This is a genomic window from Hydrogenophaga sp. NH-16, assembly GCF_004006415.1.
GTDB lineage: Bacteria > Pseudomonadota > Gammaproteobacteria > Burkholderiales > Burkholderiaceae_C > Hydrogenophaga > Hydrogenophaga pseudoflava.
The window spans coordinates 1,922,447-1,948,567 of record NZ_CP029344.1; the positions used below are offsets into that span (position 1 = coordinate 1,922,447).

Annotated in this window: 23 protein-coding genes and 1 tRNA gene; 17 read left to right on the top strand and 7 right to left on the bottom strand. The window is 67.5% G+C overall.

Annotated elements, in window-relative coordinates; translation table 11 throughout:
- Positions 1 to 44: 44 nt before the first annotated feature.
- The 9 genes from DD542_RS09345 to DD542_RS09385 all read left to right on the top strand — a co-directional run bounded on the left by DD542_RS09345 (position 45) and on the right by DD542_RS09385 (position 10,881).
- The gene (locus tag DD542_RS09345) at positions 45 to 2,399 is read left to right on the top strand and encodes a DNA translocase FtsK (RefSeq protein WP_127805308.1); all 2,355 of its coding nucleotides are present in this window, start codon (positions 45 to 47) and stop codon (positions 2,397 to 2,399) included.
- Between the two features lie 45 nt (positions 2,400 to 2,444).
- On the top strand, positions 2,445 to 3,083 hold the full coding sequence (gene lolA / locus DD542_RS09350; protein WP_127805310.1) for an outer membrane lipoprotein chaperone LolA: 639 nt from the start codon (positions 2,445 to 2,447) through the stop codon (positions 3,081 to 3,083).
- 10 nt (positions 3,084 to 3,093) lie between these two features.
- Positions 3,094 to 4,386, top strand: a complete 1,293-nt coding sequence (locus DD542_RS09355; RefSeq protein WP_066153240.1) for a replication-associated recombination protein A — start codon at positions 3,094 to 3,096, stop codon at positions 4,384 to 4,386.
- A 271-nt stretch (positions 4,387 to 4,657) separates the two neighbouring features.
- Positions 4,658 to 5,587 (top strand): branched-chain amino acid ABC transporter permease, encoded by a 930-nt coding sequence (locus tag DD542_RS09360; RefSeq protein ID WP_066153243.1) that lies wholly within the window; start codon positions 4,658 to 4,660, stop codon positions 5,585 to 5,587.
- Positions 5,588 to 5,603: 16 nt separating this feature from the next.
- Positions 5,604 to 6,701 carry an ABC transporter ATP-binding protein gene (locus DD542_RS09365; protein WP_127805312.1) on the top strand — a complete coding sequence of 366 codons (1,098 nt, stop codon included), beginning with the start codon at positions 5,604 to 5,606 and terminating at the stop codon, positions 6,699 to 6,701.
- A 16-nt stretch (positions 6,702 to 6,717) separates the two neighbouring features.
- Entirely contained in the window at positions 6,718 to 7,488 is a 771-nt protein-coding gene (locus DD542_RS09370; protein WP_066153250.1) for an ABC transporter ATP-binding protein, read from the top strand.
- Positions 7,489 to 7,507: 19 nt separating this feature from the next.
- Entirely contained in the window at positions 7,508 to 8,224 is a 717-nt protein-coding gene (locus tag DD542_RS09375) for an ABC transporter ATP-binding protein (RefSeq protein ID WP_066153253.1), read from the top strand.
- 70 nt (positions 8,225 to 8,294) lie between these two features.
- Complete coding sequence (lysS, locus tag DD542_RS09380; RefSeq protein ID WP_079365489.1) at positions 8,295 to 9,842, top strand: lysine--tRNA ligase; 1,548 nt, start codon at positions 8,295 to 8,297, stop codon at positions 9,840 to 9,842.
- Positions 9,843 to 9,849: 7 nt separating this feature from the next.
- The gene (locus DD542_RS09385) at positions 9,850 to 10,881 is read left to right on the top strand and encodes a metallophosphoesterase (RefSeq protein ID WP_127805314.1); all 1,032 of its coding nucleotides are present in this window, start codon (positions 9,850 to 9,852) and stop codon (positions 10,879 to 10,881) included.
- A gap of 10 nt (positions 10,882 to 10,891) precedes the next feature.
- Here DD542_RS09385 and rpoH read toward each other — a convergent pair whose 3' ends face one another.
- Positions 10,892 to 11,848 carry an RNA polymerase sigma factor RpoH gene (gene rpoH / locus DD542_RS09390; RefSeq protein WP_127805316.1) on the bottom strand — a complete coding sequence of 319 codons (957 nt, stop codon included), beginning with the start codon at positions 11,846 to 11,848 and terminating at the stop codon, positions 10,892 to 10,894.
- 155 nt (positions 11,849 to 12,003) lie between these two features.
- Here rpoH and imuA point away from each other — a divergent pair, with 155 nt between their 5' ends.
- Genes imuA through DD542_RS09405 form a run of 3 tightly spaced genes read left to right on the top strand, consistent with a single transcriptional unit; the run spans position 12,004 to position 17,176 of the window.
- On the top strand, positions 12,004 to 12,792 hold the full coding sequence (imuA, locus tag DD542_RS09395; protein ID WP_127805318.1) for a translesion DNA synthesis-associated protein ImuA: 789 nt from the start codon (positions 12,004 to 12,006) through the stop codon (positions 12,790 to 12,792).
- Positions 12,737 to 14,044 (top strand): DNA polymerase Y family protein, encoded by a 1,308-nt coding sequence (locus DD542_RS09400; RefSeq protein WP_127805320.1) that lies wholly within the window; start codon positions 12,737 to 12,739, stop codon positions 14,042 to 14,044. The genes imuA and DD542_RS09400 overlap by 56 nt, the downstream gene beginning before the upstream one ends.
- 9 nt (positions 14,045 to 14,053) lie before the next feature.
- On the top strand, positions 14,054 to 17,176 hold the full coding sequence (locus DD542_RS09405; protein WP_127805322.1) for an error-prone DNA polymerase: 3,123 nt from the start codon (positions 14,054 to 14,056) through the stop codon (positions 17,174 to 17,176).
- On the opposite strand, the gene DD542_RS09410 is transcribed toward DD542_RS09405, so the two are convergent.
- On the bottom strand, positions 17,127 to 17,846 hold the full coding sequence (locus tag DD542_RS09410) for a Crp/Fnr family transcriptional regulator (protein WP_127805324.1): 720 nt from the start codon (positions 17,844 to 17,846) through the stop codon (positions 17,127 to 17,129). The genes DD542_RS09405 and DD542_RS09410 overlap by 50 nt on opposite strands.
- Positions 17,847 to 17,971: 125 nt before the next feature.
- Here DD542_RS09410 and DD542_RS09415 point away from each other — a divergent pair, with 125 nt between their 5' ends.
- A complete protein-coding gene (locus DD542_RS09415; protein WP_127805326.1) occupies positions 17,972 to 18,505 on the top strand; it encodes an Mpo1-like protein in 534 nt (177 codons plus the stop codon).
- On the opposite strand, the gene DD542_RS09420 is transcribed toward DD542_RS09415, so the two are convergent.
- A complete protein-coding gene (locus tag DD542_RS09420) occupies positions 18,480 to 18,950 on the bottom strand; it encodes an EVE domain-containing protein (RefSeq protein ID WP_066153277.1) in 471 nt (156 codons plus the stop codon). The genes DD542_RS09415 and DD542_RS09420 overlap by 26 nt on opposite strands.
- Positions 18,951 to 19,023: 73 nt before the next feature.
- Here DD542_RS09420 and DD542_RS09425 point away from each other — a divergent pair, with 73 nt between their 5' ends.
- The 3 genes from DD542_RS09425 to DD542_RS09435 all read left to right on the top strand — a co-directional run bounded on the left by DD542_RS09425 (position 19,024) and on the right by DD542_RS09435 (position 21,656).
- Positions 19,024 to 20,244 (top strand): multidrug effflux MFS transporter, encoded by a 1,221-nt coding sequence (locus tag DD542_RS09425; protein WP_079365482.1) that lies wholly within the window; start codon positions 19,024 to 19,026, stop codon positions 20,242 to 20,244.
- Positions 20,245 to 20,343: 99 nt separating this feature from the next.
- Entirely contained in the window at positions 20,344 to 20,868 is a 525-nt protein-coding gene (locus tag DD542_RS09430; protein WP_241559734.1) for a DUF2889 domain-containing protein, read from the top strand.
- Between the two features lie 5 nt (positions 20,869 to 20,873).
- Complete coding sequence (locus tag DD542_RS09435; protein ID WP_127805330.1) at positions 20,874 to 21,656, top strand: NUDIX hydrolase; 783 nt, start codon at positions 20,874 to 20,876, stop codon at positions 21,654 to 21,656.
- A 59-nt stretch (positions 21,657 to 21,715) separates the two neighbouring features.
- Here the strand turns inward: DD542_RS09435 and DD542_RS09440 are convergent.
- Positions 21,716 to 21,807 (bottom strand) — tRNA-Ser (locus DD542_RS09440).
- Between the two features lie 102 nt (positions 21,808 to 21,909).
- Between DD542_RS09440 and DD542_RS09445 the strand changes: the two genes are divergently transcribed.
- Positions 21,910 to 23,328 carry a HAMP domain-containing sensor histidine kinase gene (locus tag DD542_RS09445; RefSeq protein ID WP_127805332.1) on the top strand — a complete coding sequence of 473 codons (1,419 nt, stop codon included), beginning with the start codon at positions 21,910 to 21,912 and terminating at the stop codon, positions 23,326 to 23,328.
- 1 nt (position 23,329) lies between these two features.
- On the opposite strand, the gene DD542_RS09450 is transcribed toward DD542_RS09445, so the two are convergent.
- From DD542_RS09450 to DD542_RS09460, 3 genes are all read right to left on the bottom strand, one after another.
- The gene (locus DD542_RS09450) at positions 23,330 to 23,923 is read right to left on the bottom strand and encodes a response regulator transcription factor (RefSeq protein WP_079365478.1); all 594 of its coding nucleotides are present in this window, start codon (positions 23,921 to 23,923) and stop codon (positions 23,330 to 23,332) included.
- 212 nt (positions 23,924 to 24,135) lie between these two features.
- Positions 24,136 to 25,431: a tryptophan--tRNA ligase gene (locus DD542_RS09455; RefSeq protein WP_127805334.1), complete on the bottom strand. Its 1,296-nt coding sequence runs from the start codon at positions 25,429 to 25,431 to the stop codon at positions 24,136 to 24,138.
- Between the two features lie 18 nt (positions 25,432 to 25,449).
- A complete protein-coding gene (locus DD542_RS09460; protein WP_066153294.1) occupies positions 25,450 to 26,118 on the bottom strand; it encodes a site-2 protease family protein in 669 nt (222 codons plus the stop codon).
- Positions 26,119 to 26,121: the final 3 nt, after the last annotated feature.

Genomic DNA, 26,121 nt, shown 5'->3' on the forward strand with positions numbered 1-26,121 from the left:
GCAATCCCGTGCGGTAAGCTCGTTGCCGCAATCTGTCGAGGTTTATGACGTATTCCATCAACACGCTCAACGCCGACCGGGCGAATCTGCCTGCGAGTGGCGTGTCCCGGTTCGCCCATGAGCTGGCCCTTGTGCTGGGGGCCGCACTGCTCGGGTTCTGGCTGATCGCTCTGCTCAGCCACAGCCTGAACGATCCAGCCTGGAGCACCACGGGCAATGAGGGCGATGTTCGCAACTGGGGAGGGCAGCTGGGTGCCTGGCTGTCCGATGCCAGCTACTACCTGTTTGGCTTCTCCGTCTGGTGGCTGTTGCTGGCAGGCTGGCGCGTGTGGCTGTCGGCTCTGGCCGATCGTTTGCGGGGGCAGGATGCGGAGCGAGTGGAACCGGTCGACGCCGACGAGCCCTCTTTCTGGCGCAACCCCGCCGTTCAGCGCACGCTCTACGGGCTTGCGCTGGTGACGCTGATGGTCGGCAGCGTGGTGTTGGAATGGAGTCGTCTGTACCGGTTTGAATCCCTGCTGCCTGGACACGGTGGGGGCGTGCTGGGACATCTTTTGGGGCCATGGGGTGTGCGCTGGCTGGGGTTCACCGGCTCGGCACTGGTCGCTCTGGCCTTGATGGTCGTGAGTGCGCCCAGAGTGTTCCAGTTTTCGTGGGGCCACTGGGCAGAGCGCCTGGGTGCCCAGTTCGACGAGTGGTTTCAGTCACGGAGGGAAAAGCGAGAGGCCGTGGAGGACCAGCGCATCGGCGAGCAGGCTGCGCGCGAACGCGAGGTGGTGGTCCAGGTGGAGCGCGACGTGATCGAGGAGCAGCACCCGACCCCGGTGGTGATCGAACCTGCGCGGGTCGAGGTACCCAAGAGCGAGCGCGTGGCCAAGGAGCGCCAGAAGCCGTTGTTCACCGAAATGCCCGACAGCAAGCTGCCGCAGGTGGACCTGCTGGACAGCGCGCCGTCCCATCAGCAAGGGGTGGACGCTCAGACGCTGGAGATGACCAGCCGCCTGATCGAAAAGAAGCTCAAGGACTTTGGCGTCGAGGTGCGGGTGGTGGCGGCTGCGCCGGGCCCGGTGATCACGCGCTACGAAATCGAGCCGGCCACGGGTGTCAAAGGCTCGCAGATTGTCAACCTGAGCCGCGACCTGGCGCGTTCGCTGTCGCTGGTGTCGATCCGCGTGATCGAGACCATACCGGGCAAGAACCTGATGGCGCTGGAGCTGCCCAACGCCAAGCGCCAGACCATCAAGCTCAGCGAGATCCTGGGTTCGCAGGTCTACAACGACGCCAGGAGCCTGCTGACCATGGGCCTGGGCAAGGACATCGCCGGCCTGCCGGTGGTGGCCGACCTGGCCAAGATGCCTCACTGTCTGGTAGCTGGTACTACCGGTTCGGGCAAGTCGGTGGGCATCAACGCCATGATCCTGTCGCTGCTCTACAAGGCCGACGCCAAGGACGTGCGGCTGCTGCTGATCGACCCGAAGATGCTGGAACTGAGTGTCTACGAAGGCATTCCACACCTGCTGTGCCCGGTGGTGACCGACATGAAGCAGGCGGCCAACGGCCTGAACTGGTGCGTGGCCGAGATGGAGAAGCGTTACAAGCTCATGAGCAAGATGGGTGTGCGCAACCTGGCCGGCTTCAATGCCAAGATCGACGAGGCCAAGGCGCGCGGCGAGCACATCGGCAACCCCTTCAGCCTCACGCCCGAACAGCCCGAGCCACTGGAGCGCCTGCCGCACATCGTGGTGGTGATCGACGAACTGGCCGACCTGATGATGGTGGTGGGCAAGAAGATCGAGGAGCTGATCGCGCGCCTGGCGCAGAAGGCGCGCGCCGCCGGGATACACCTGATTCTGGCGACGCAGCGGCCCAGCGTGGACGTGATCACCGGCCTGATCAAGGCCAACATCCCGACCCGCATCTCCTTCCAGGTCAGCAGCAAGATCGACAGCCGCACCATCCTTGACCAGATGGGCGCCGAGAGCCTGCTGGGCATGGGCGACATGCTCTACATGCCTTCGGGCACCGGCTTCCCGATCCGCGTGCACGGCGCCTTCGTCAGCGACGACGAGGTGCACCGGGTGGCTTCTTACCTCAAGGAGCAGTATGGCGAGCCCAACTACATCGACGGCGTGCTGGAGTCGGCTGCGGGTGATGGCGAGGGTGGCGACATGTTTGGTGAAGGTGGCGGCGAGGGCGGCGAGAAGGACCCGCTGTACGACCAGGCGGTGGCCATCGTGCTGCAGGACCGCAAGGCCAGCATTTCCTACGTCCAGCGCAAGCTCAAGATCGGCTACAACCGGGCCGCCCGCCTGCTCGAAGACATGGAAAACGCCGGGCTGGTGAGTGCGCTCACCAGCAGCGGCCAGCGCGACATCCTGGTGGCGCCGCGCGGCGACTGACGCTCGCACGGAAACCTTTGCGGGGCCTGCGGCTCCCATACGCTCATGAACCACAGAACTATTTTTGCCATCGTGCTGTCCCTGGCGGCGTCGCTTGCCCGTGCCGACGGGCTGCAGGATCTCGAAACCTTCCTGCGCGAAGTGAAGAGTGCGCAGGCCAGCTTCACCCAGGTCGTGACCTCGCCCAAGCGAGAGGGCGAAGCCACCGCGCGCAGCAAGACGTCCAGCGGCCGGTTCGAGTTCCAGCGCCCGGGGCGCTTCCGCTTCGAGTACACCAAGCCGTTCGAGCAGACCATCGTGGCCGACGGCCAGACCCTGTGGCTGTACGACGTGGACCTCAACCAGGTCACGGCGCGCAAGCAGCAGGATGCGTTGGGCAGCACGCCCGCCGCGCTGATCGCCTCGGGCACCGACATCAAGGGTCTGTCCGAGGCGTTCGATCTCAAGGCCGGAGCAGCCCGGGACGGGATGGAGTGGGTCGACGCCCAGCCCAAGGCGAAGGACGGGCAACTGCAGAGCGTGAAGGTCGGATTCCGCCAGGGGCAGCTGGCGGTGCTGGAGATCGTCGACGGACTCGGCCAGCGCTCGGTGCTGAGCTTTGCGCAATGGCAAGGCAATGTGGCGGTCAAACCCGAGCGTTTCCGCTTCCAGCCGCCGGCCGGTGCCGACGTCATCCGCCCCTGAACGGAGTCGCGTGGCCACCGCTGCCGCCCACCAACCGCTGGCCGAGCGCCTGCGCCCGCGCTCGCTGGGTGAGGTGATCGGCCAGCAGCACCTGCTGGGGGAGGGCATGGCGCTGCGCCTGGCCTTCGAGTCCGGTCAGCCGCACAGCTGCATCCTCTGGGGGCCGCCAGGGGTGGGCAAAACCACCATCGCGCGGCTCATGGCCGATGCCTTCGACGCCCAGTTCATCACCATCAGCGCGGTGCTGGGCGGCGTGAAGGACATCCGGGAGGCGGTGGAGCGCGCGGAGGCGGCCCGCGATGGTCTGCACGCCCAGCGCACCATCGTCTTCGTCGACGAGGTGCACCGCTTCAACAAGAGTCAGCAGGATGCGTTCCTGCCGCATGTCGAGAGCGGCCTGTTCACTTTCATCGGTGCCACCACCGAGAACCCCTCGTTCGAGGTCAATTCAGCGCTGCTGTCGCGGGCAGTGGTCTATGTGTTGCAGCCGCTGGGTGAGGACGATCTGCGCCAATTGGTGACACGTGCGCAGGGCATCGGTGCCGTGCCGGCCATTGAAAAGGCGGCCGAGGACCGTCTGATCGCTTACGCCGATGGCGATGCACGGCGTCTTCTGAACACCCTGGAAACCCTGGCGGTCGCCGCCCAGCGTGAAAAGCTGGAGCAGGTGACGGACGTGTGGCTGCTGCGCGTGCTGGGTGAGCGCATGCGCCGCTACGACAAGGGCGGCGAGCAGTTCTACGACACCATCAGCGCGCTGCACAAAAGCGTGCGCGGCTCTGATCCGGACGCGTCGCTGTACTGGTTCGTGCGCATGCTCGATGGTGGTGCGGACCCGCGCTACATGGCGCGACGGCTGATCCGCATGGCGGCCGAGGACATCGGCCTGGCCGATCCTCGGGCCCTGCGCCTGGCACTGGACTCGGCCGAGGTCTACGAACGCCTGGGGTCGCCGGAGGGCGAACTGGCGCTGGCCGAATGTGTGGTCTACCTGGCGGTGGCACCCAAGTCCAACGCGGTCTACAAGGCTTTCAACGAGGCCAAGGCCTTTGTCAAGAAAGACGGCAGCCGCCCGGTGCCCATGCATCTGCGCAATGCCCCCACGAAACTGATGAAGGATCTCGACTACGGCAAGGGCTACCGCTATGCGCACGACGAGGCAGGAGGTTTTGCGGCAGGCGAGACCTATCTGCCCGACGGCATGGCAGGCACGCAGTTCTACCGACCCGTCGACCGGGGACTGGAGATCCGCATCGGTGATAAGTTGCGGGAGCTCAAGCGGCTCAACAATCAAAAAGACTAATGAAGAGCCTGACGCGCTGATGCAGCACTTTTGGAGCGCCAAAACCGAGGGAAAACCCGCGCGGAATCAGGGCTCGCCCGCATCAGGTGTGTGCCGACCCTTGGCTACAATCCGCCTCCAACCCGCAGTCTGCCCTGTTTCAGGGTCTGGCCTGGCGGGTTTTTTGCTAAGTTGAAGCGGGTCTGAACACGGGACCCCGCGCTGCACAACGGCGCGGGATCGGATTTCCCGGTCTGGTGTCCCGGCCTGTCAAAAACACGGAGAAAACTTCATGGACGTCTTGCTGCAGCAGATCATCAACGGTCTGGTCCTGGGCAGTATGTATGCGCTGGTGGCGCTTGGGTACACGATGGTGTACGGCATCATCGGTCTCATCAACTTCGCGCACGGTGATGTGCTCATGGTCGGCGCGCTGACCAGCTGGACCATCATCGGCTGGATGAGCAACGCCTCGCCCGGCCTGCCCGGCTGGATGGTGCTGCTGCTGGCCACGGTCATTGCGATGGTGGTGTGCGGTGCGCTGAACTACACGATCGAGAAGCTGGCCTACCGGCCGCTTCGCAACTCGCCCCGGCTGGCGCCGCTGATCACCGCCATCGGCATGTCGCTGCTGCTGCAGACCTTCGCGATGATCATCTGGGAACCCAATCCCAAGGCCTATCCCGCGACCCTGTCGCGTGAGCCGATCGAGTTTGCCGGCGCCGTGATCTCGGTGACGCAGATCGTCATCCTGGCCGCGACGGCCATCACGCTGGCCTTCCTGATGTGGCTGGTGAACAAGACCAACCTGGGCCGTGCCATGCGGGCCACCGCCGAGAACCCCCGGGTCGCCGCGCTGATGGGCATCAAGCCCGACGTGGTCATCTCCGCCACCTTCATCATCGGTGCCATGCTGGCCGCCATCGCCGGCGTGATGTGGGCTTCCAACTACGGCACGGTGCAGCACGCCATGGGCTTCATGCCCGGCCTCAAGGCCTTCGTGGCCGCGGTGATGGGCGGCATCGGCAACCTGGCCGGTGCCGTGGTGGGCGGCGTCGCGCTGGGCCTGATCGAGTCGCTGGGCGCCGGTTACCTGGGCCAGCTCACCGGTGGCGTGCTGGGCAGCCAGTACGTCGACATCTTTGCCTTCATCGTGCTGGCCCTGGTGCTCACGCTGCGCCCCTCGGGCCTGCTGGGCGAGCGTGTGGCCGACCGCGCCTGACCCCGGGAGAACCATCATGACGAAGACCACTCCCGGCAAACTTGCGGTCTGGGCCCTGGCCGCCATCGCGCTGTTCATGCTGCCGCTGCTGCTGCAGGCCACAGGCAGCAATTCCTGGGTCCGCATCGTGGACCTGGCACTGCTCTATGTGCTGCTGGCCCTGGGCCTGAACATCGTGGTTGGTTATGCCGGCCTGCTGGACCTGGGCTACATCGCGTTCTTCGCGGTCGGCGCCTATATCTACGGCCTGCTGGCGTCGCCGCACCTGGCCGATACCTTCCCTGCCATCCAGGCGATGTTCCCCAACGGGCTGCACGTCAACATCTGGCTGGTCATGCTCCTGGCGGCCGTCGTGGCCGGCGTGGTCGGCATGCTGCTCGGTGCACCGACGCTGAAGCTGCGCGGCGACTACCTGGCCATCATCACGCTGGGTTTCGGTGAAATCATCCGCATCTTCATGCTCAACCTGGACCGCCCGGTGAACATCACCAACGGACCCAAGGGCATCGCGCAGATCGATCCGCTCACCGTGTTCGGTTTCAACATGGGTCAGCGCCACACGATGACCATTGGCGACTGGAGCTACACCATCCAGCCGGTGACGCTCTATTACTACCTGTTCCTGTTCTTCGTGATCCTGTCGATCGTCCTGTCCTACCGCCTGCAGGACTCCCGCGTCGGCCGCGCCTGGATGGCCATCCGCGAAGACGAGATCGCCGCCAAGGCCATGGGCCTGAACACGCGCAACCTCAAGCTGCTGGCCTTCGGCATGGGCGCCACCTTCGGCGGCATGTCGGGCGTGCTGTTTGCCTCGTTCCAGCGTTTCGTGTCGCCCGAATCCTTCTCGCTGATGGAGTCGGTGATGGTGGTGGCGATGGTGGTGGTGGGCGGCATCGGCCACATCCCGGGCGTGATCCTGGGGGCGCTGCTGCTGGCTGGTCTGCCCGAGGTGCTGCGCCACGTGGCCGGCCCGCTGACCGAACTGACCGGTGGCCGCCTCGGCCCTGAAATCCTGCGCCAACTCCTGATCGCCCTGGCGATGGTGGTGGTGATGCTGTTGCGTCCGAAGGGACTCTGGCCCGCGCCCGAACACGGCAAGTCGTTGGCCAAGTGAGCGAGAGGACACGAACATGAGCGAAACCATTCTCAAAGTCGCCAACGTCTCCAAGCGCTTTGGCGGTCTGCAGGCCCTCAGCGATGTGGGCATCACCATCCAGCGTGGCCAGGTCTATGGCCTGATCGGCCCCAACGGCGCCGGCAAGACCACCTTTTTCAACGTGCTGACCGGCCTCTACACGCCCGACAGCGGCACCTTCGAGCTGGCCGGCAAGCCCTACACGCCGACGGCCGTGCACGAAGTGGCCAAGGCCGGCATTGCCCGCACCTTCCAGAACATCCGCCTGTTCGCAGAAATGACGGCGCTGGAGAACGTGATGGTCGGGCGCCACGTGCGCACCCACTCGGGCATCCTGGGGGCCGTGCTGCGCACCCCTGGCTTCAAGAAGGAAGAGGCAGAAATCGCCGCCCGTGCAAAGGAACTGCTCGACTACGTGGGCATCGGCAAGCTGGCCGACTACAAGTCGCGCACCCTGAGCTACGGCGACCAGCGCCGGCTGGAGATTGCGCGCGCGCTGGCGACCGACCCGCAGCTGATCGCGCTGGACGAGCCGGCCGCCGGCATGAACGCCACTGAAAAGGTGCAGCTGCGCGAGCTGATTGACCGCATCCGCAACGACAACCGCACCATCCTGCTGATCGAACACGACGTGAAGCTGGTGATGGGCCTGTGCGACCGCGTGACCGTGCTCGACTACGGCAAGCAGCTCTCGTCCGGCACGCCGGCCGAGGTGCAGAGCGATCCCAAGGTGATCGAGGCGTATCTGGGCACGGGCGGCCACTGAAAGAGAGAGCGAGAACAACATGGCAAACACACTCCTCAAAGTCAGCGGCCTGAAGGTGGCGTATGGCGGCATCAAGGCCGTCAAAGGCGTCGACCTGGAAGTGCGCGAAGGCGAACTGATTTCCCTGATCGGCTCAAACGGCGCCGGCAAGACCACCACCATGAAGGCCATCACCGGCTCTCTGGGCTTCGAAGGCGGCGACATCGAGTACCTGGGCCAGAGCATCAAGGGCCGTGGCGCCTGGGATCTGGTCAAGCAGGGCCTGGCGATGGTGCCGGAAGGCCGCGGCGTCTTCACCCGCATGACCATCACCGAGAACCTGCTGATGGGCGCCTACATCCGCACCGACAAGGCCGGCATCGAGGCCGACATCGAGCGCATGTTCGGCATTTTCCCGCGCCTGAAAGAGCGCAAGGACCAGCTGGCCGGCACGATGTCGGGCGGCGAGCAGCAGATGCTGGCGATGGCCCGCGCGCTGATGAGCCAGCCCAAGGTGCTGCTGCTGGACGAGCCATCGATGGGCCTGTCGCCGATCATGGTCGACAAGATCTTCGAGGTGGTGCGCGACGTCTCCGCCCAGGGCGTGACCATCGTGCTGGTGGAGCAGAACGCCCAGCGCGCGCTGCAGATCGCCGACCGCGGCTATGTGATGGACTCCGGTCTGATCACCATGACGGGCGCCGGCAAGGACCTGCTGGTGGATCCGAAGGTGCGAGAGGCCTACCTCGGCCACTGACCGTTTCGCGGAAAACTACAATGACGGGTTGCGCTTTTGTGGCGCAACCCGTTTTTATTTGTCCAACACCATGACCACCGAACACGCCCACGCCATCCCCGCCGCCGACGACAACCAGCTGATTGCGGAGCGGCGCGAGAAACTCAAAGGCCTGCGCGAGGCGCAGCAGCGCGGCGAGGGCGTGGCGTTTCCCAACGATTTCAAACCGCGCGACACGGCCGAGGCGCTGTTCGCCGCGCACGGCGAATCGAGCAAGGAAGCGCTGGAGGCGAACCCGGTGCGCGCCTGTGTCTCGGGCCGCATGATGCTCAAGCGCGTAATGGGCAAGGCCTGTTTCGCGACCATCCAGGATTCGTCGTTCGGCCCCAGCGGCGGCCGCATCCAGCTCTACCTGAACACCGACAGCGTGGGTGAAGAGAAGCTGGCCGCCTTCAAGCACTGGGACCTGGGCGACATCGTGGCGGCCGAAGGTGTGCTGATGCGCACCCGCACCGGCGAGCTGTCCATCCACGCCGACCAGATCCGCCTGATCACCAAGAGCCTGCGCCCGCTGCCCGACAAGTTCCACGGCGTGGCCGACCAGGAAATCAAGTACCGCCAGCGCTATGTGGACCTGATGACCGACGAAGGCGCCCGCAAGCGCTTCGTCACGCGCAGCAAGGCCCTGGCCAGCATCCGCGAATACATGGTCGGTCACGGCTTCCTCGAAGTCGAAACACCCATGCTGCACCCCATCCCCGGCGGCGCCAACGCCAAGCCGTTCAAGACCCACCACAACGCGCTGGACCAGGAGATGTTCCTGCGCATCGCGCCCGAGCTCTACCTCAAGCGCCTGCTGGTCGGCGGCTTCGAGCGCGTGTTCGAGATCAACCGCAACTTCCGCAACGAAGGCATCTCGGTCCGCCACAACCCCGAATTCACCATGATGGAGTTCTACGCGGCGTACTGGAACTACCAGGACCTGATGGACTTCAACGAGCAGCTGATCCGTCATGTCGTGAAGCAAGTGCATGGCGACACGCCACTGACCTACAACGGCCAGCCGGTGGACGTGTTCTCGCCCTTCGAGCGCCTGACCATCCGCGAAGCCATCCTCAAGTACACCGACGCCGGCAATGGCGTGGACGACCCGGCCTGGCTGATCCCGGCCCTGCGCAAGCTGGGCATGAGTGAAGAGAAGCACCAGCTCTCGACCCGCTCGCTCGCCAGCCTGCAGGTGCTGTATTTCGAGGAGACGGTGGAAGAGAAGCTCTGGAACCCGACCTTCATCATGGAGCACCCGACCGAGATTTCGCCGCTGGCCCGCGCCAACGACGACCGGCCCGAGGTGACCGAGCGCTTCGAGCTCTACATCACCGGCCGCGAGTTCGGCAACGCCTTCTCCGAGCTGAACGACGCCGAGGACCAGGCCGCGCGCTTCCACGCGCAGGTCGCGGCAAAGGACGGCGGCGACGAAGAGGCGATGTACTACGACGCCGACTTCATCCGCGCGCTCGAATACGGCATGCCGCCGGCCGGTGGTTGCGGCATCGGCATCGACCGCCTGATGATGCTGCTGACCGACTCGCCCAGCATCCGCGACGTGATCCTGTTCCCGGCACTGCGCCGCGAACACTGACACCCCCGTGAGCGACCTGCAGCGCCTGGACCGCCGCGTCTGGTGGCTGTTGGGCGGGGCGCTGCTGCTGTCGCTGGCCATCACGGCCTGGGACCACTGGGGGCGCTGGCACACCCCGCGCCTGGAAGTGCGCAACTTCGTCATGCTCTGGCTCTACTGGGCGCCGCGCCTGGCGGGGCTGCCGCTGCTGGTGGGCCTGTGGCTGCGCTGGCGCATCGAGCGTGGCGCGCGCCGCTGGCGCCACCCGGTCTATGCGGCTTTGGTGCTGGTGGGCCTGTGGTCGTCGTGGATCGAGCCTTACTGGATCCGCGTGCGCCACACCAGCCTGTCCGGCATTCCGGCCGAAGCACAGCCGCTGAAGTTGGCGCTGGTCGCCGACATCCACTGGGGCCTGTTCTTCCGCGACCGGCAGCTGGACGATCTGGTGAACCGCCTCAACGCCATGGATGTGGACGCGGTGATCGTCGCGGGCGACTGGACGCACGAGCCGACGCAGGACCTGCGTGCGGGCTTCGCACCGCTGGCGCGTCTGCGTCATCCGGTCTGGGGCGTGCTGGGCAACCACGATGTGCAGGCGCCGGGGCCGGACCTCACCGCGCCGCTGCGCGAAGCGCTGACGCAGCACGGTGTTCGCCTGATCGAAGGGCAGGCCGTACCCTGGAAGGGCTGGGAGCTGGTGGGCCTGGACGACCAGTGGGGCGGGCGACCACAGCCTCAGATTGAGCGCCTCTGGCCAGGCGGCCTCAGCAACGACTCCACGCGGCGGCTGGTGGTGGTGCACCAGCCCGACACCGTGGCCCTGCTGCCGAAGGGCGCGGCGTTCCTGTCCATGGCCGGGCACACCCATGGTGGGCAGATCTGGATTCCCGGTTTTTCGCCCTGGTTCCTGCGCAAGACCAATTCCCTGCAGCCCTGGTGGAACGGGCTGTACGGCACAAGGGCCGGGCAGCTGCTGGTGACGCCCGGTGTGGGCACCATCGGCCTGCCGGCGCGGCTGGGGGTGCGGCCGACCATCGACCGCATCGATCTCGTGCGCTGAGCCCGCAGGCTCAGGCGAATTCGGCCAGGGTCTTGCGCATCTTCTTCATGGCCGCGACCTCGATCTGGCGGATGCGCTCGGCGCTCACGCCGTATTCGGCCGCCAGTTCGTGCAGCGTCATGCCGCCCGAGCCGTCGTCGTTCACCTTGAGCCAGCGCTCGGTCACGATGCGGCGCGAGCGGTCGTCGAGCTCACCCATGGCCTGCGCGATGCCTTCGGTGGCCAGCACGTCGCGCTGGGCCGATTCGATCATCGCGGTCGGTTCGTGGTTGGCGTCGGCCAGCCAGGCGATCGGGCCGTAGGTTTCTTCGCCATCGTCGGCCGGCGAGGGGTCGAGCACCACGTCGCCGCCGGACAGGCGGGTTTCCATCTCGCGCACTTCCTCGGGCTTGACCTTGAGGTCGCGCGCGACCACGTCGATCTCGCTGTCCGACAGGGCTTCGCGGTGGGTGTCGCCCTCGGCGGCCTCGGCGCGAAAGCCCTGCTTCATCGAGCGCAGGTTGAAAAACAGCTTGCGCTGGGCCTTGGTCGTGGCGACCTTGACCATGCGCCAGTTCTTCAGGATGTATTCGTGGATCTCGGCCTTGATCCAGTGGATGGCGTAGCTCACCAGGCGCACGCCCTGGTCGGGGTCGAAGCGCTTGACGGCCTTCATCAGGCCCACGTTGCCTTCCTGGATCAGGTCGCCGTGCGGCAGGCCGTAGCCCAGGTACTGGCGGGCGATGGACACCACCAGACGCAGGTGCGACATCACCAGCTGGCCGGCGGCTTCCAGGTCGTTGTGGTCGCGCAGGCGGCGGGCGGCCGACTGCTCTTCTTCGAGCGTCAGCAGCGGCATGCGGTTGACGGCGGAGATGTACGCATCCAGATTGCCCAGCGGCGGCAGCGTCAGCGAACGGTTCCACGGGCTGGCGACGGCCAGCGTGGTGGTCGGCAGGGCGGCGGGGGCGAGCAGGGTGGTGGACATGTGAAGAACCTCCTCAGTGGTCTTGCAGAAATGTTAGCACTCTCTATGAGTGAGTGCTAATTGAATGGTTCCATGACCGTGATATCCGGGGGTGGACAATCGGTTCGATTTCTTTTACTGTACATAAAAACAGTATTTGAATCCTTGCTGCCACCATGCCCACCCCGTTCATCCGCCCGTCCGGCGATCTGCCGGCCAGCCTGTCCGCCCTCGTCTGGCGCGGCGATGCGCTGGGCCGGCCGGTCACGGCCAGCTGCGCCAGCGGGTTCGGGGCGCTTGACGCAGCCTTGCCGGGCGGGGGCTGGCCCGGATTCGGGCTGACCGAACTGTTGTCGAGCCCAGCGGGTGCCCTGGAGTTCCGCCTGCTGGGGCCGGCGCTGGGCCGGGTCTGTGCCGCCGGGCGGGAGGTGGCGCTGGTCGGGCCGCCGCAGCCACCGCACCTGCCGGGTCTGATGCCGCACGGCGTCACAGCCCGGCAGCTGGTCTGGTTGCAGGCCGATACCCCGGCCGAGCGCCTCTGGGCCACCGAACAGCTGGTCAAGGCCGGCAGCTGCGGGGCGGTGCTGGCCTGGCTGCCCCAGGCACGGCCGGCGCAGCTGCGGCGCCTGCAGGTGCTGGCCAGTGAGCACGAAGGCCCGGTGTGGCTGTGCCGGCCGGCAGTCTCAGCGCGCGAATCGTCGGCGGCGCCCCTGCGCCTGCTGGTGCGTCCGGGTGCCGGCTGGGCCCTGGCGGTCGACGTGATCAAGCGCAAGGGCCCACCACTGGCGCACACGCTGCAGCTGCCGGCGCTGCCGGCCGGGCTGTCGGCGGCGCTGCCGCCCCGGCTGCTGGACCTGGACCTGGGCCATGGAGCCGCCGACCGTTTCCCTGTTCCTCGCGAGGCCGACCATGCTGTGGTCCGCACTCCGACTGCCGAGCACCGACGACCCGCCGTCCCCCACTGACGCGGCGCTGCAGGCGCTGGCGGTCTGGGCGCTGCAATTCACGCCCCGTGTCGCCATCGCCGAAGAGGCCGTGTTGCTGGAGGTGGCGGCCAGCCTGCGCCTGTTCGGCGGGCGGGCGGCGCTGCGCGAACGGCTCTGGGGCGGGGCGCAGGAACTGGGGGCGGTGGCCCTGGCCTGGGCACCCAACGCCCTGGCCGCGCTGGCGCTGGCGCGCGCGGAGGTGGAGGACGGGGTGTCGCCGCCGCTGGCGCGCGCGCTGGACGCGCTGCCGATGGCGACCCTGAGCGCCGTGCGGCCGCACCAGCCGACCCTGGCGCGCATCGGCTGCCGCACGCTGGGCGATCTGCGGCGGCTGCCGCGCGCGGGGCTGGCGCGGCGGTTCGATGCGGCGCTGCTGGCGGCGCTGGACCAGGCCTACGGCCGCGCCCCCGAGACGCACGTCTGGGTCACGCTGCCGGCGGTGTTCGATGCGCGGCTGGAGCTGCCGCACCGGGTAGACAGCGCGGAAGCCCTGGTCTTCGGCGCGCGCCGCCTGCTGCTGCAGCTTGCGGCCTGGCTGTCGGCGCGGCACAGCGGCGTGACGGCGTTCACCCTGCACTGGGCGCACGACGCGATGCGCTCGCGCGGGGTGAGCGAGGGCGGGCAGCTGACCGTGCGCACGGCCGAGCCCACGCGCGAGGCCGGGCACCTCGCGCGGCTGCTGGCCGAGCACCTCTCGCATGTCGCGCTGGCCGCCCCGGTGGGTGATCTGCGGCTGACGGCCGAAGGCGTGGTGCCGCTGGCGCCGCAGAGCGCGTCGTGGCTGCCCGACGACGCCCGTGGCCGGGAGCCGATGGCCCAGGTGCTGGAGCGGCTGGCGGCGCGGCTGGGCGAGGACCGGGTGGTCCGGCCGCGGCTGTGTGAGGACCACCGGCCCGAGGCGATGGGCCGCTGGCAGCCGGCCGCGCAGTCGCTGCCGCGCGAGACCTGGCCGGTGGCGCCCGCCGGCCCGCAGCCGACCCTGCTGCTGGACCGGCCGCTGAAGCTGTTGGTGCGCCAGCACCGGCCGCTCTACCAGGGCGAGTTGCAGCTGCTGCTCGGCCCGCAGCGCGTGGAGGGCGGCTGGTGGGACCGCGACGAGGCCAACGGCCACACCCGTCACGCGGTGCGCGACTACTGGGTCGCCCGGTCGCCGCTGGCGGGGGTGCTGTGGGTGTTCCAGACACGGCTGGCCGACGAACCGGCCTGGTATCTCCACGGTGTGTTTGCCTGAAGAGTTGCCATGTCCCTGCCCGATTACGCCGAGTTGTTGTGCTGCTCCAACTTCACGTTCCTGCGTGGCGCCAGCCACGCCGAGGAGCTGGTGCTGCGCGCCCAGGCCATGGGCTACACCGTACTGGCCGTCACCGACGAATGCTCCATGGCCGGCATCGCGCGGGCACACGTGGCCGCGAAAAAGCACGGCCTGCCGCTCATCGTGGGCAGCCAGTTCCTCGTGCGGGCCGACGGTGACCCCAGCGGTGACTTCACCCTGCTGCTGCTGGCCACGAATCTCAACGGTTACGGCAATCTCTGCGAGCTCATCACGCGGCTGCGGCGCTCGGCCGACAAAGGCACGTACCGGCTGCGCCTCGGCGATGTGAACCCCGAGATCCTGACCGACTGCCTGGCCATCGCCGTGCCGCCGCGCGGCACCACACAAGACCAGTGCAACGCCACCGCGCGCTGGTTGCTCGGCACCTTCCTGGGGCGCTGCTGGCTGGGCGTGACGCAGCTGGGCCGGCTGGACGACGCCATCCACCTGCACCGCCTGCGCGAGGCCGGCGCTCTCACGGCCGTGCCGCTGGTGGCGGTGGGCGATGTGCACATGCACGTGCGCTCGCGCAAACCGCTGCAGGATGTGCTGACCGCCATCCGCATCGGCCGGCCGCTGACAGAGTGCGGCTTCGCGCTCGCGCCCAACGCCGAGCAGCACCTGCGCACCCGCGTGCGGCTGGCACAGAGCTTTCCGCCCGATCTGCTGGCCGAAACTCTGCACATTGCCGGCCGCTGCACGAAGTGGTCGCTGGACGAGCTGCGCTACCAGTACCCGGCCGAGGTGGTGCCCGAAGGCCGGACGCCGGCGCAGCATCTGCGTGCGCTCACCGAAGCCGGCGCCGCCGCGCACTGGCCGGCGGGTGTGCCGGGCAAAGTGCGCGACCAGATCGAACACGAACTCGCCCTCATCACCGAGCTGGGCTACGAGCACTACTTCCTCACCGTGCACGACATCGTGGCCTTCGCGCGTGGCGAAGGCATCCTCTGCCAGGGCCGTGGCTCGGCCGCCAACAGCGCGGTCTGCTATTGCCTGGGCGTGACGGCGGTGGACCCGGCGCGCTCCTCGCTGCTGTTCGAGCGCTTCCTCTCGAAAGAGCGCAACGAGCCGCCCGACATCGACGTGGACTTCGAACACGAGCGGCGCGAAGAGGTCATCCAGTACCTCTACCGCAAGTACGGCCGTGATCGCGCCGCGCTCACCGCCACCGTCATCAGCTACCGCCCGCGCAGCACGGTGCGCGACGTGGGCAAGGCCCTGGGCTTTGACGACGAGCTGCTGGAGCGGCTGGCGCGCGACCACCGCTGGTGGGACGAAGACGGTCTGGTCGACACCCGCTTGCGCGAGGCCGGCCTGGACCCGGACAGTCTGGCCGCGCGCCAGTTCGTCACGCTGGTCAAACAGCTGCTGGGCTTTCCGCGCCACCTGTCGCAGCACACCGGCGGTTTCGTGCTCACCAGCGGGCCGCTGGCGCGGCTGGTGCCGATCGAGAACGCGTCCATGCCCGACCGCACGGTGATCCAGTGGGACAAGGACGACCTCGATGCCATGGGTCTGCTCAAGGTCGACGTGCTGGCGCTGGGCATGCTCACCGCCATCCGCAAGTCGCTCGACTTCATCGGCCAGCGCCGTGGCCGGCCCATGCCCATCCACACCATTCCCGACAAGGACGTGGCCACCTACGACATGATCTGCGCCGCCGACACCGTGGGCGTGTTCCAGATCGAAAGCCGCGCGCAGATGGCAATGCTGCCGCGCCTGCGGCCGCGCACCTTCTACGACCTGGTGGTCGAGGTCGCGCTGGTGCGGCCCGGCCCGATCCAGGGCGGGGCGGTGCATCCGTATCTGCGGCGCCGCCAGGGCAAGGAAGACGTCGATTACCCCAAGGGCCTGGAGGCCGCGCTGGAACGCACGCTGGGCGTGCCGGTGTTCCAGGAGCAGTGCATGCAGATCGCCATGATCGCGGCCGACTTCACCCCCGGCGAGGCCGACGGCCTGCGCCGCGCCATGGGCGCCTGGCGGCGCACCGGCGGCCTGGGGGCCTACGAACACCGGCTGATCGACGGCATGACGCGCAACGACTACCCGCTCGAATTCGCGCAGCGCGTGGTCGAACAGGTCAAGGGCTTCTCCAGCTACGGCTTCCCAGAAAGCCACGCGGTCAGCTTTGCGCTGCTGGTCTACGACAGCTGCTGGATCAAGCGCCACCACCCGGCCGAGTTCCTGGCCGCCATGCTCAACAGCCAGCCGCTGGGCTTCTACACCCCCAGCCAGCTGGTGCAGGACGCGCAGCGCCACGGCGTGGTGGTGCGACCGGTGGACGTGGGCCACAGCGACTGGGACTGCACGCTCGAAGACATGCCCGCGCCCGAGGCACCGGGCCACCCGGTGGTGCGGCTGGGGCTTCGGCTGGTGAGCGGACTGTCCAAAGAAGAGGCCTTGCGCATCAGCGCCGCCCGCGCCGAACGGCCCTTCACCAGCACCGAGGATCTGGCCCTGCGCGCGCAACTCGACCGCCAGACCCTGCAGCAACTGGCCGCCGCCGACGCGCTGCAGAGCCTGGCCGGCCACCGCCGCCAGCAGGTCTGGGACGCCTCCGCGCTGCAGGCGGCGCCCGCCATCCTGCGCCGCGCGCCGGTCAACGAGGCCACGCTTGCACTCGACGAAGCGCCCGAAGGCGAGGCCATCGTCTGGGACTACGCGAGCACCAGCCTGACCCTGCGCCGGCACCCGCTGGCCCTGCTGCGCGAGCGGCTGCAAAAGCGCCGCTTCATGACCGCCGAACAACTGAAGGCCGCGCCCGACGGCCGCCTGGTGCGCGCCTGCGGCATCGTCACCTGTCGCCAGCAGCCGGGCACCTCGCAAGGTGTGGTCTTCGTGACGCTGGAGGACGAGACCGGCACGGTGCAGGTCATCGTCTGGCGCGCGCTGCGCGAGCGCCAGCGCGCCGAGCTCACCGGCTCACGCCTGCTGGCTGTGCACGGCGTCTGGCAGCGCGAAGGGGAGGTCTGCAACCTGATCGCCGGCCGGCTGGAAAACCTCAACCCGCTGCTGGGCCGGCTGGCGCCGGGGAGCCGGGATTTTCACTAGGAGCCGGCAGTTCGATCTCCCCATAGTGCAGCCGCAGCCGCCCGCCGGCTTCCAGCGCCTTGAGCGCCTTGTTGATGCTCTGGCGGCTCACGCCCAGCATCTGGGCCAGCAGTTCCTGCGACAGGCGGATGCGCCGGCGCGGCGCGTCGCGGCTGCCGTAGCCGCGGGCCACCAGCTGCAGCCGGCGCCACACGCGCTCTTCCAGCGGCAGCTGGGCCAGCTCTTCCACCGCGATGAACAGCACACGCAGCTTGCGGCAGGCCAGCCGGGCCAGTTCGCGCCACATCGCAGGGTGGGTGTCCAGCCAGGCCAGCAGCGCCTCGCGCGGCACCACCAGCACCTGGGTGGGACCGTCGGCCACGGCGTCGTGGGTGCGCGGGCGACCGTCGATGAGCGAGATCTCGCCGAACCATTGGTAGGGCTCCAGGTAGGCGAGCAAGGCGCTGTGGCCCTCGGCGTTGAGGGCGCCAATGCGCAGCGCGCCCGCGACCACGGCACACAGGCCGTCGGCTTCGCCGCCACGCGCGAACAGCGATTCACCGGGCACCAGGTGGCGCATGCGGGCCAGGCGCAGCAGCTCGGTCTGCAGCACCGGGTCGCAGGCGCTGAACCATTCATCGCTGGCCAGGGCGGTGTGCAGGCCGGGCGGGGCCGGGGTGGATGCGGGCATGGCGGCTAGGGGTTTGCCCGCAAGACGGTGCGGTGCCGGCGGGGTTTGTCGAAATTTTGACAGACGCCTCGCTGCGCCGCAGCCATCCTTGCCACCTTTCCGGCCGCCACCACAAGGAGACACGCATGGAAACCGCCACCCGCCAGCTGATCGAGTACGCGCGCTACCACCGAGACCCGCGCAACATCGCGACCCACTTTGTCGGCATCCCGCTGATCGCCTTCGGCATCGCGGTGATGCTGGCGCGCGTGCCGCTGGGCGGGGCCGATGCACTGCTGCCGGGCGCGCACTGGCTGGTCTGGGCGCTGACAGGCGTCTGGTACTTGAGGCAAGGGCGCTGGTCGCTGACGGTGCCCACCCTCGCGGTGCTGGGGGCGATGGTGGCGCTGGCCGATCCCCTCGCTGAGGCGGACATGCCCTCCTGGCTCGCCTGGGGGCTGGGCAGCTTTGTGGTCGGCTGGGTGTTCCAGGCGGTCGGGCATGTGTGGGAAGGCCGCAAACCGGCCTTTTTCGACGACCTGCGCGGCCTGCTCGTGGGCCCGATGTTCCTGGTGGCCGAGGTGCAGATGGCGGTGGGTTTGCAGCGCGACGTGCGCGCGGCGGTGATCGCCGGCGCCGGCCCGATGCGCGTTGTCAATCGCCCAACAGCCGCCGAGTGATGAAGGTCCAGTGCGCCTCGCTCACCGGCGTGATCGAGAGCCGGCTGCCGCGCTGCAGCACCACCATCTCGGCCAGCTCGGGCGTGGCGCGCAGCTCGGGCAGACCGATCAGCCGGGTCTTCTTCAGCGCCTGCACATCCCGCAGCAGCCAGCGCGGTTTGTCGGGTGAGGACTTGGGGTCGAAGTAGGGTGAGGCCGGGTCGAACTGTGTCGGGTCGGGACGGATCTCGGACGCCACACGCGCCAGGCCCACGATGCCCGGTTCGGCGCAGCTGGAGTGGTAGAACAGCACGCCGTCGCCCACCTGCATCGCGTCGCGCATGAAGTTGCGCGCCTGGTAGTTGCGCACGCCGGTCCAGGGCACGGAGGCGCCGGGCGCGGCCAGGGCGTCGTCGATCGAGCACTCCTCGGGCTCGGACTTCATCAGCCAGTACTGGGTGTTCATGGCGCCATGTTAGCGGGGGGTATCTCGCAGCGGACGCGACTTGCGTGCAAATCACGGTAGCCTCGGGGGCTTCATGACCGCATCCGCCACTCCCACCGCTCCCCACCGCCTGCTGATCGCCAACCTGCTGGCTCAGCTTGCCTTCGGCCTGTTGGCCATGACCATCTGCCTGCCGTCGATGCAGGAATGGGGTGCGATTTTCGGCTCCAGCCAGGCGGCGGTGCAGCTGACCTTCAGCGGCTACGTCGTCACCTACGGCTCGCTGCAGCTGGTCTACGGCCCGCTGTCGGATCGGCTGGGCCGCAAGCGCATCCTGATGATCGGCCTGGTCATCGCCTTCGCCGGCTCGGTGATGGCGGTCTTCGCGCCCGACCTGCCGACCCTGGTGCTGGCGCGGCTGCTGCAGGGCGCGGGCAGTGCGGCCTGCATGGTGATTGGCCGGGCGCTGGTGCAGGACCTGTTCGCCGGGCCCGAGCGCACGCGCGTGATGGCCTACGTGGGCATGGCCATGGGCCTGTGTCCCCCGCTGGCCACCATCATCGGCGGGCAACTGCATGTGCGCCTGGGCTGGCAGTCGAACTTCGTCGTCATGGCGGTGCTCGCCGTGCTGCTGTTCATTGCGGCCTGGCGCGGCCTGCCCGAGCACCAGAGCGGCACCGGCGTGCAGCCGCACTGGCTCAAGGCCATGCTCTCGTCCTACGCACAGCTGGCGCGCGAACCTTCGTTCGGGCTGCACGTGTTGCTGCTGGCCATGACCACCGCCACCTTTTACGCCTTCCTCGGTGGCGCGCCCATCGTGCTGGGCAGCTATGGCGTCAAGCCCGACGGCATCGGCTTCTACATCATGGCAATCCCGGGTTCCTACATCCTGGGCAACTACCTGACCACGCACCTATCGCACCGTATCAGCGAACGCCGCATCATGCGGCTTGGACAGATCCTCACGGTCGGCGGAGTGGCGCTGATGCTGCTGCTGGCGCTGATGGGGCTGAACACACCGCTGGCGTTTGCGCTGCCGCTGGTGCTGCTGGGCATCGGCCACGGCCTGCTGGTGCCGCCGGCGCTGGCCGGCACGGTGGGCTTGCTGCCGGCGCTGGCAGGGTCGGCCGCCGCCGTGGCCGGCCTGTCGCAGCAGCTCATGGGCGCGGTCGGTGGGTTTGCCGTCGGCCTGTTCCACCACGAGGGCGCGGTCAACCTGGGCTGGCTGATGCTGGGCCTGGCGCTGTGCGGTGCCGCCGCGCAGTGGCGCCTGCACCGCGGCCAGCAGCCGCCACCTCCGCAGCGCCTCGGGTGACATGACCGGGCCGGCGCTGCGGAGACAATGGCGTCTGTTTGTCTGTTCCCCGATGGAGCTTCTGCCTTGCCCCTGCCGCCGCCCGTTGCCCGCACCCCCATGCACACCCGCCGCGTCGAGTACCGCGGCTTCTGCCGCGACGACGGCCTGTGGGACATCGAGGGCGAGATGCTCGACACCAAGCCGCACGCCTTCGAGATCGAGGGCGAGGGGGAATGGGCACCCCACGAGCCGATCCACCACATGAGCATCCGGGTCACGGTCGACGAGGCCATGGTGATCCGTGATGTGCAGGTCTGCATGGATGCCCACCCGCACGACCCCTGCCCGCAGGCCATGCCGCCGATGCAGGGCCTGATCGGCGAGACGCTGGGCAAGGGCTGGCGCAAGACCATCGAACGCCACTTGGGCGGCACCGTCGGCTGCACCCACCTGCGCGAGCTGCTGTTCAATCTGGCCACTGCGGCCTTCCAGACCCGCTCGTCCTCGTTTGCGCCTGCAGGCGACGGACGTCCGCCCATGCACCTGGGCCAGTGCAAGGCCTGGGCCTTCGATGGACCGGTGGTCGAGAAGGTCTACCCCATGTTCTTCCGCTGGCAGCCACCACCGAAAGCCGCCGGCTGATCCGCATGGCCATCGAGATCCACTTCGACGCGGTCGACTGCGCGCCAATCGACTCCGCCACCGTGATGGTGCTGCGCGATGGCGCGCGCGGCCTGGAGGTGCTGATGGTGCGCCGCCACGGGGATTCGGGCGTGCTGGGTGGCGTGCACGTGTTCCCGGGTGGCAAGCTGGACGCGCAGGACAGCGAGGCGGCGCTGCCGGGCCTGGACCACGACGCCGGCTGGTTTGCACAGGCGCTGGCCGAGCCCGGTCTGGCGCCGGTGGTGGCGCGCGGCCTGTTCGCCTCGGCGCTGCGCGAGACCCGCGAGGAATGCGCGCTGGCGCTGCCAGCGGATTCGTTGTGGCCCTGGTCACGGTGGATCACGCCACGCAAGCCGTCGGTGACCCGCAAGCGCTTCGACACCCGCTTCTTCGTTGCCGTCGCGCCGCCGGACCAGGAGGCGGTGCACGACGACTTCGAGGCCACCGAGGTGGTGTGGGTGCCTCCGGCCGAAGGCTTGCGGCGCTACTGGGCTGGCGAGATCGACCTGGCGCCGCCTCAGATCATGAGCCTGGTGCAGCTGGCGCGCATCCGGGATGTGGTCGGGGCGCTCGACCTGGCTCGCCAGCGCCCGCCGGCCCTGATCGAGCCGCAGCCGTTCGACGACCACGGCGGGCGCGTGATCTGCTACCCGGGTGATCCCGCGCACCCGGTGCGCGAGCCCGCATGGATCGGGCCGACACGGCTGCGCTACCGCAACCGGCGCTTCGAGCCAGAGGGCGGTCTGGCGGCCCTGCTGGGGGACTGAACAACGCTCAGAAACGACAACGCCCACTCGGAAGTGGGCGCTGAAGTGGAACGAATTCCTGGCGGAGAAGGAGGGATTCGAACCCTCGGTACAGGAGAACCTGTACGCCGGATTTCGAATCCGGTGCATTCGACCACTCTGCCACCTCTCCGCGGTCAAGCCCTGCATTCTAGCAGCAGCTTGGGTGTCGCTTTTTCCGCGACTCACCGACCCGGGCGCGGTGCGACAATGCCACCCACCCAGAGCGCATCACATGCTTGTCGACACCCAGCCCGCCACCTACCAGCACGTACCGGCCACCGCCGAGGTGCGAGACCAGTGGGTGAATTCACGGTTGATTGCCGTGCTCATGGACAACGTGATGCCCACCCTCGGGGCCGCCCTCATGGCCATTCCCCTGGTGGTCTTCATGCTGTGGAACGAGGTCAACCTGTTCGTGCTCCTGGGCTGGGTGATCGCGCTGCTCTTCATGATCGGGTTCCGCTACCGCATGCTGGGCGTCTACCGCCTCAAGTTCGACATTCAGGAAGGCTCGCGGCGCAAGACCTTCATCAGGCGCTACCAGTGGTCCTGGGTGGCCATCGCCTTCCTCTGGGCCAGTGTCGTGCCAATGAGCTACGGACGATCGGGTGTCGGGGTGCAGTTCATTTGCGGGATGCTGGTGATGGGCCAGGGACTGATTTCGCTGGTTTCGTTCAGCCCCTATCTGCCCGTGTTCCGCGTCTACGCCAACACCGTGGTGCTGGTGGTTGCGGGCGCTCTGGTCGCGGCGCCTTTCACGGTGTCCCAGCAGTCGCCCAATGCGATGCCCATTGACACCAGCGCGGGTCTGCTGGTCTTGCTGGTGCTGTTCTGGTGGTTGCTGATGTCTGCCGGCAAACGCCTCAACGAGGTTTACCGTTCCAGCTTCGAGCTCCAGTTTTCAAACCAGGAGCTGATCGACTCCCTGACGCAGCAAACCCGGGCTTCCCTGCGCGCCGTGGCAACCAAGAACCGCTTTCTGGCCTCTGCCGCACACGACCTGCGCCAGCCGGTGCATGCGCTCAGCCTGTACGCCGACTGGCTGGCCACCGAGCCGGAGATGGCGCGCGACATCTCACCGCGCATCCTGCAGTCCACCCGGGCGATCAACGAGCTGTTCGACTCGCTGTTCGACCTCACGCGCATCGACGCGGGCAACTACAAGGTGCGGCTCCAGCACGTGAATGTCCAGCAATTGTTCGCCGATCTGTCGCTGCAATTCGCACCGGTTGCTGCGGGCAAGTCGATCCGGTTGCGCACCCACACCCGTCCTGCCGTGATCTGGGCCGATCCTGTGGTGCTGCGGCGCATCCTGGGCAACCTGCTGTCGAATGCCCTCAAGCACACGAGCAAGGGGGGCGTGTTGCTGGGCCTGCGCTACCGCGAGGACATGCTGCTGTTCGAGGTGTGGGACACCGGTGTGGGCATCGCCCGCGAGCACCAGCAGGCCATCTTCCAGGAGTTCTTCCGGGTTTCGCAGCACCATGGCACCGAGGACAGCCTGGGCCTGGGGCTCACCATCGTCTCCAAGCTGGCGACGATGATGGGTTACCAGTTGGCCCTTTCCTCCGAGGCCAACCGAGGCAGCGTGTTCCGGGTGATGATCCCGCTCTACACCCAGCAGCAGGGTGTGCCGGACGTGCCGACCTGAATCACATGTCAAGGAGGCCCGCGGTGCGGGCGAGGTGGCTGGCCTGCGAGCGGCTCTTGACGTTCAGGCGGCGGAACAGGCGCCACAGGTGCACCTTGACCGTGTGCTCGCTGATCTGCAGCTGCTCGGCGATGTCGCGGTTGGACAGACCCCGGTCGAGCATGACCAGCAACTGTTTCTGGCGCTTGGATAGCTTCTCGGGAATCGTCGGGGCGTTCTCGTCTTCCGGCTCATCGGCCAGAAATTCGCGCAGCACGCGGCCGATCTGCGCCGCTCCGGCCGACTTTTCCACATAGGCGTCGGCGCCGGCTTCGCGGGCCAGGTCCTCGTAGTCGGAAGCCGGGGAAGCCGACAGCACGATGAGCGAGGTGTCGGGCAGCATCTGGCGGATTTCCCGCACACCCGACACACCATGGGTGTCGGGCAGCTTGAGGTCCAGGCACACCAGTTCGGGCTCGCCGTGTTCGGCGATGGCACGGCTGACGGTCGCCAGACGCTCCAGTTCAATCACCTGGGTCGAGGTCCGCAGGCGGCGAAGCAGCATGACGACGGCCTCGCGCATCAGGGGATGGTCGTCAATGACAAAGATACTCATGGCAAATGCTGTAGGAATAGGTGCTTCGAGGGTCCAGCATATAGATATCGACGGTACTTGGCGATACCAATTTGCGCCCCGTTGCAGTCCTTGTTTTTAGTTTTCCCAGGCTCAAGGCGCCGTGCGTGGAACTCCAGTCCTCATCTTGCATTGTCTCACCGGGGTCATTTCATGGGGAAAGATGAGGGTTGGATGGGCGGCCAAACCCGGACTCAGGTCACGGTTGCCGCGAAATACTGCAGGGCCGAGGCGACCTCGGAGGAACTCCCGGTCACCGACAGCCGGTCCTGAAGAGCCCCAAGTGCGGCCTCTCCCTGCGATTGCAACTGCCGGATGGCGTCCGCCGCGTCCCGCGGAGCCGGGAACCCGGCGCTCTGGATCAGCAGTTTGCCTTGTGCGTCGACCAGCTTGAAATAGAACTGTCCGTCTTTTTCGCGGTACTGCTTGAAGGCTGGCGCAGCCGCCTTGGTCGCCTTGGTGGTCGATTCGCTGGGCAGATCAGCCAGCGAGCGCAGGCCCACCGCGTGGCGCAGCCGGGCGGTGAATGGCGTCGCAATGGCACGGGCCTTCTCGGCACCCGCCTTGAGGGTCTTCTCAATCTGTGCCGGGTTCTGGATGAGGGCGTCGTAGACCTCGCGCATCGGCGCGATCTCGCGCTCCAGCCGGTCGAACAGCACCTGCTTGGCTTCCCCCCAGGCGATGCCGTCGGCGTAGGCCTGGGCGAGGGCTGCGGTTTCTTCGGCGCTGGCGAAGGCCTGGTAGAGCTGGAACAGGGCCGAGCCTGCTGTGTCCTTGGGCTCGCCCGGCGCCCGCGAGTCGGTCAGGATGCCCATGATGAGCTTGCGCAACTGCTCCTTCGGGGCGAACAGCGGAATCGTGTTGTCGTAGCTCTTGCTCATCTTGCGGCCGTCCAGGCCGGGCAGCAGGGCCACATGGTCCTCGGTCACCGCTTCTGGCAGCGTGAAGTGCTCGCCATAGAGGTGGTTGAAGCTGGAGGCGATGTCGCGCGCCATCTCGATGTGCTGGATCTGGTCGCGGCCCACCGGCACCTGGTGGGCGTTGAACATCAGGATGTCGGCCGCCATCAGCACCGGGTACATGAACAGGCCGGCGGTCACGCCCGCATCCGGGTCCTCGCCGGCGGCGTGGTTCTTGTCGACCGAAGCCTTGTAGGCATGGGCGCGGTTGAGCAGACCCTTGCCCGTGACACAGGTCAGCAGCCAGGTCAGCTCCGGAATCTCGGGGATGTCGGACTGGCGGTAAAAGGTCACCTTCTCGGGGTCCAGGCCGCAGGCCAGCCAGGTAGCCGCGATCTCCAGCGTGGAGCGCTGCACGCGTTCCGGGTCGCCGCCAGTCTTGATGAGCGCGTGGTAGTCGGCCAGGAAGTAGAAATTCTGGGTGTCGGGCAGGCGGCTGGCGCGCACGGTGGGGCGCACGGCGCCGACGTAGTTGCCCAGATGGGGGGTGCCGGACGTGGTGATGCCGGTCAGGACGCGTTGGAGGCTCATGGACAGTCGGGGAAAAAATCAGAACAGCAGGGCGCGCACGGGTGTCAGCAGCAGCTCAATCAGCGAGTTGGTCAAACCCATCAGCGGGTACATCCAGAGCGAGCCGATCACGCCCATGATGACCAGACCCATCACGATGAAGAATCCCCAGGGTTCGATGCGCGAGACCATCACGGCCTGCTTCCAGGGCAGCAGGCCGACCAGGATGCGGCCACCATCCAGGGGAGGCACTGGAAACAGGTTGAAGGCGAACATCACTAGGTTCACCAGCACGCCAGCGCGGCCCATTTCCAGAAAAAACCGCTCGTCCACACCTAAGAAGATCATCAGGTACAGCGCCAGGGTCCAGCCGATGGCCTGCGCCAGGTTGGCGCCTGGCCCGGCCAGCGCCACCCAGACCATGTCCCGCTTGGGGTTCCTCAGACGCCCGAACTGCACCGGCACCGGCTTGGCGTAGCCGAACAGGAAGGCCCCGGACGTCGCGAAATACAGCACCAGTGGCATGAGGATCGTGCCGATCGGGTCGATGTGTTTGATCGGGTTGAGCGTGATGCGGCCCAGCTTCCAGGCGGTGTCATCGCCGAAGTGCCGGGCGGCGTAGCCGTGGGCCGCCTCGTGCACCGTGATGGCGAACAGCACGGGCAGGGCGTAGATGGCGACGGTTTGAACGATCTGGGCGAAATCCATCGG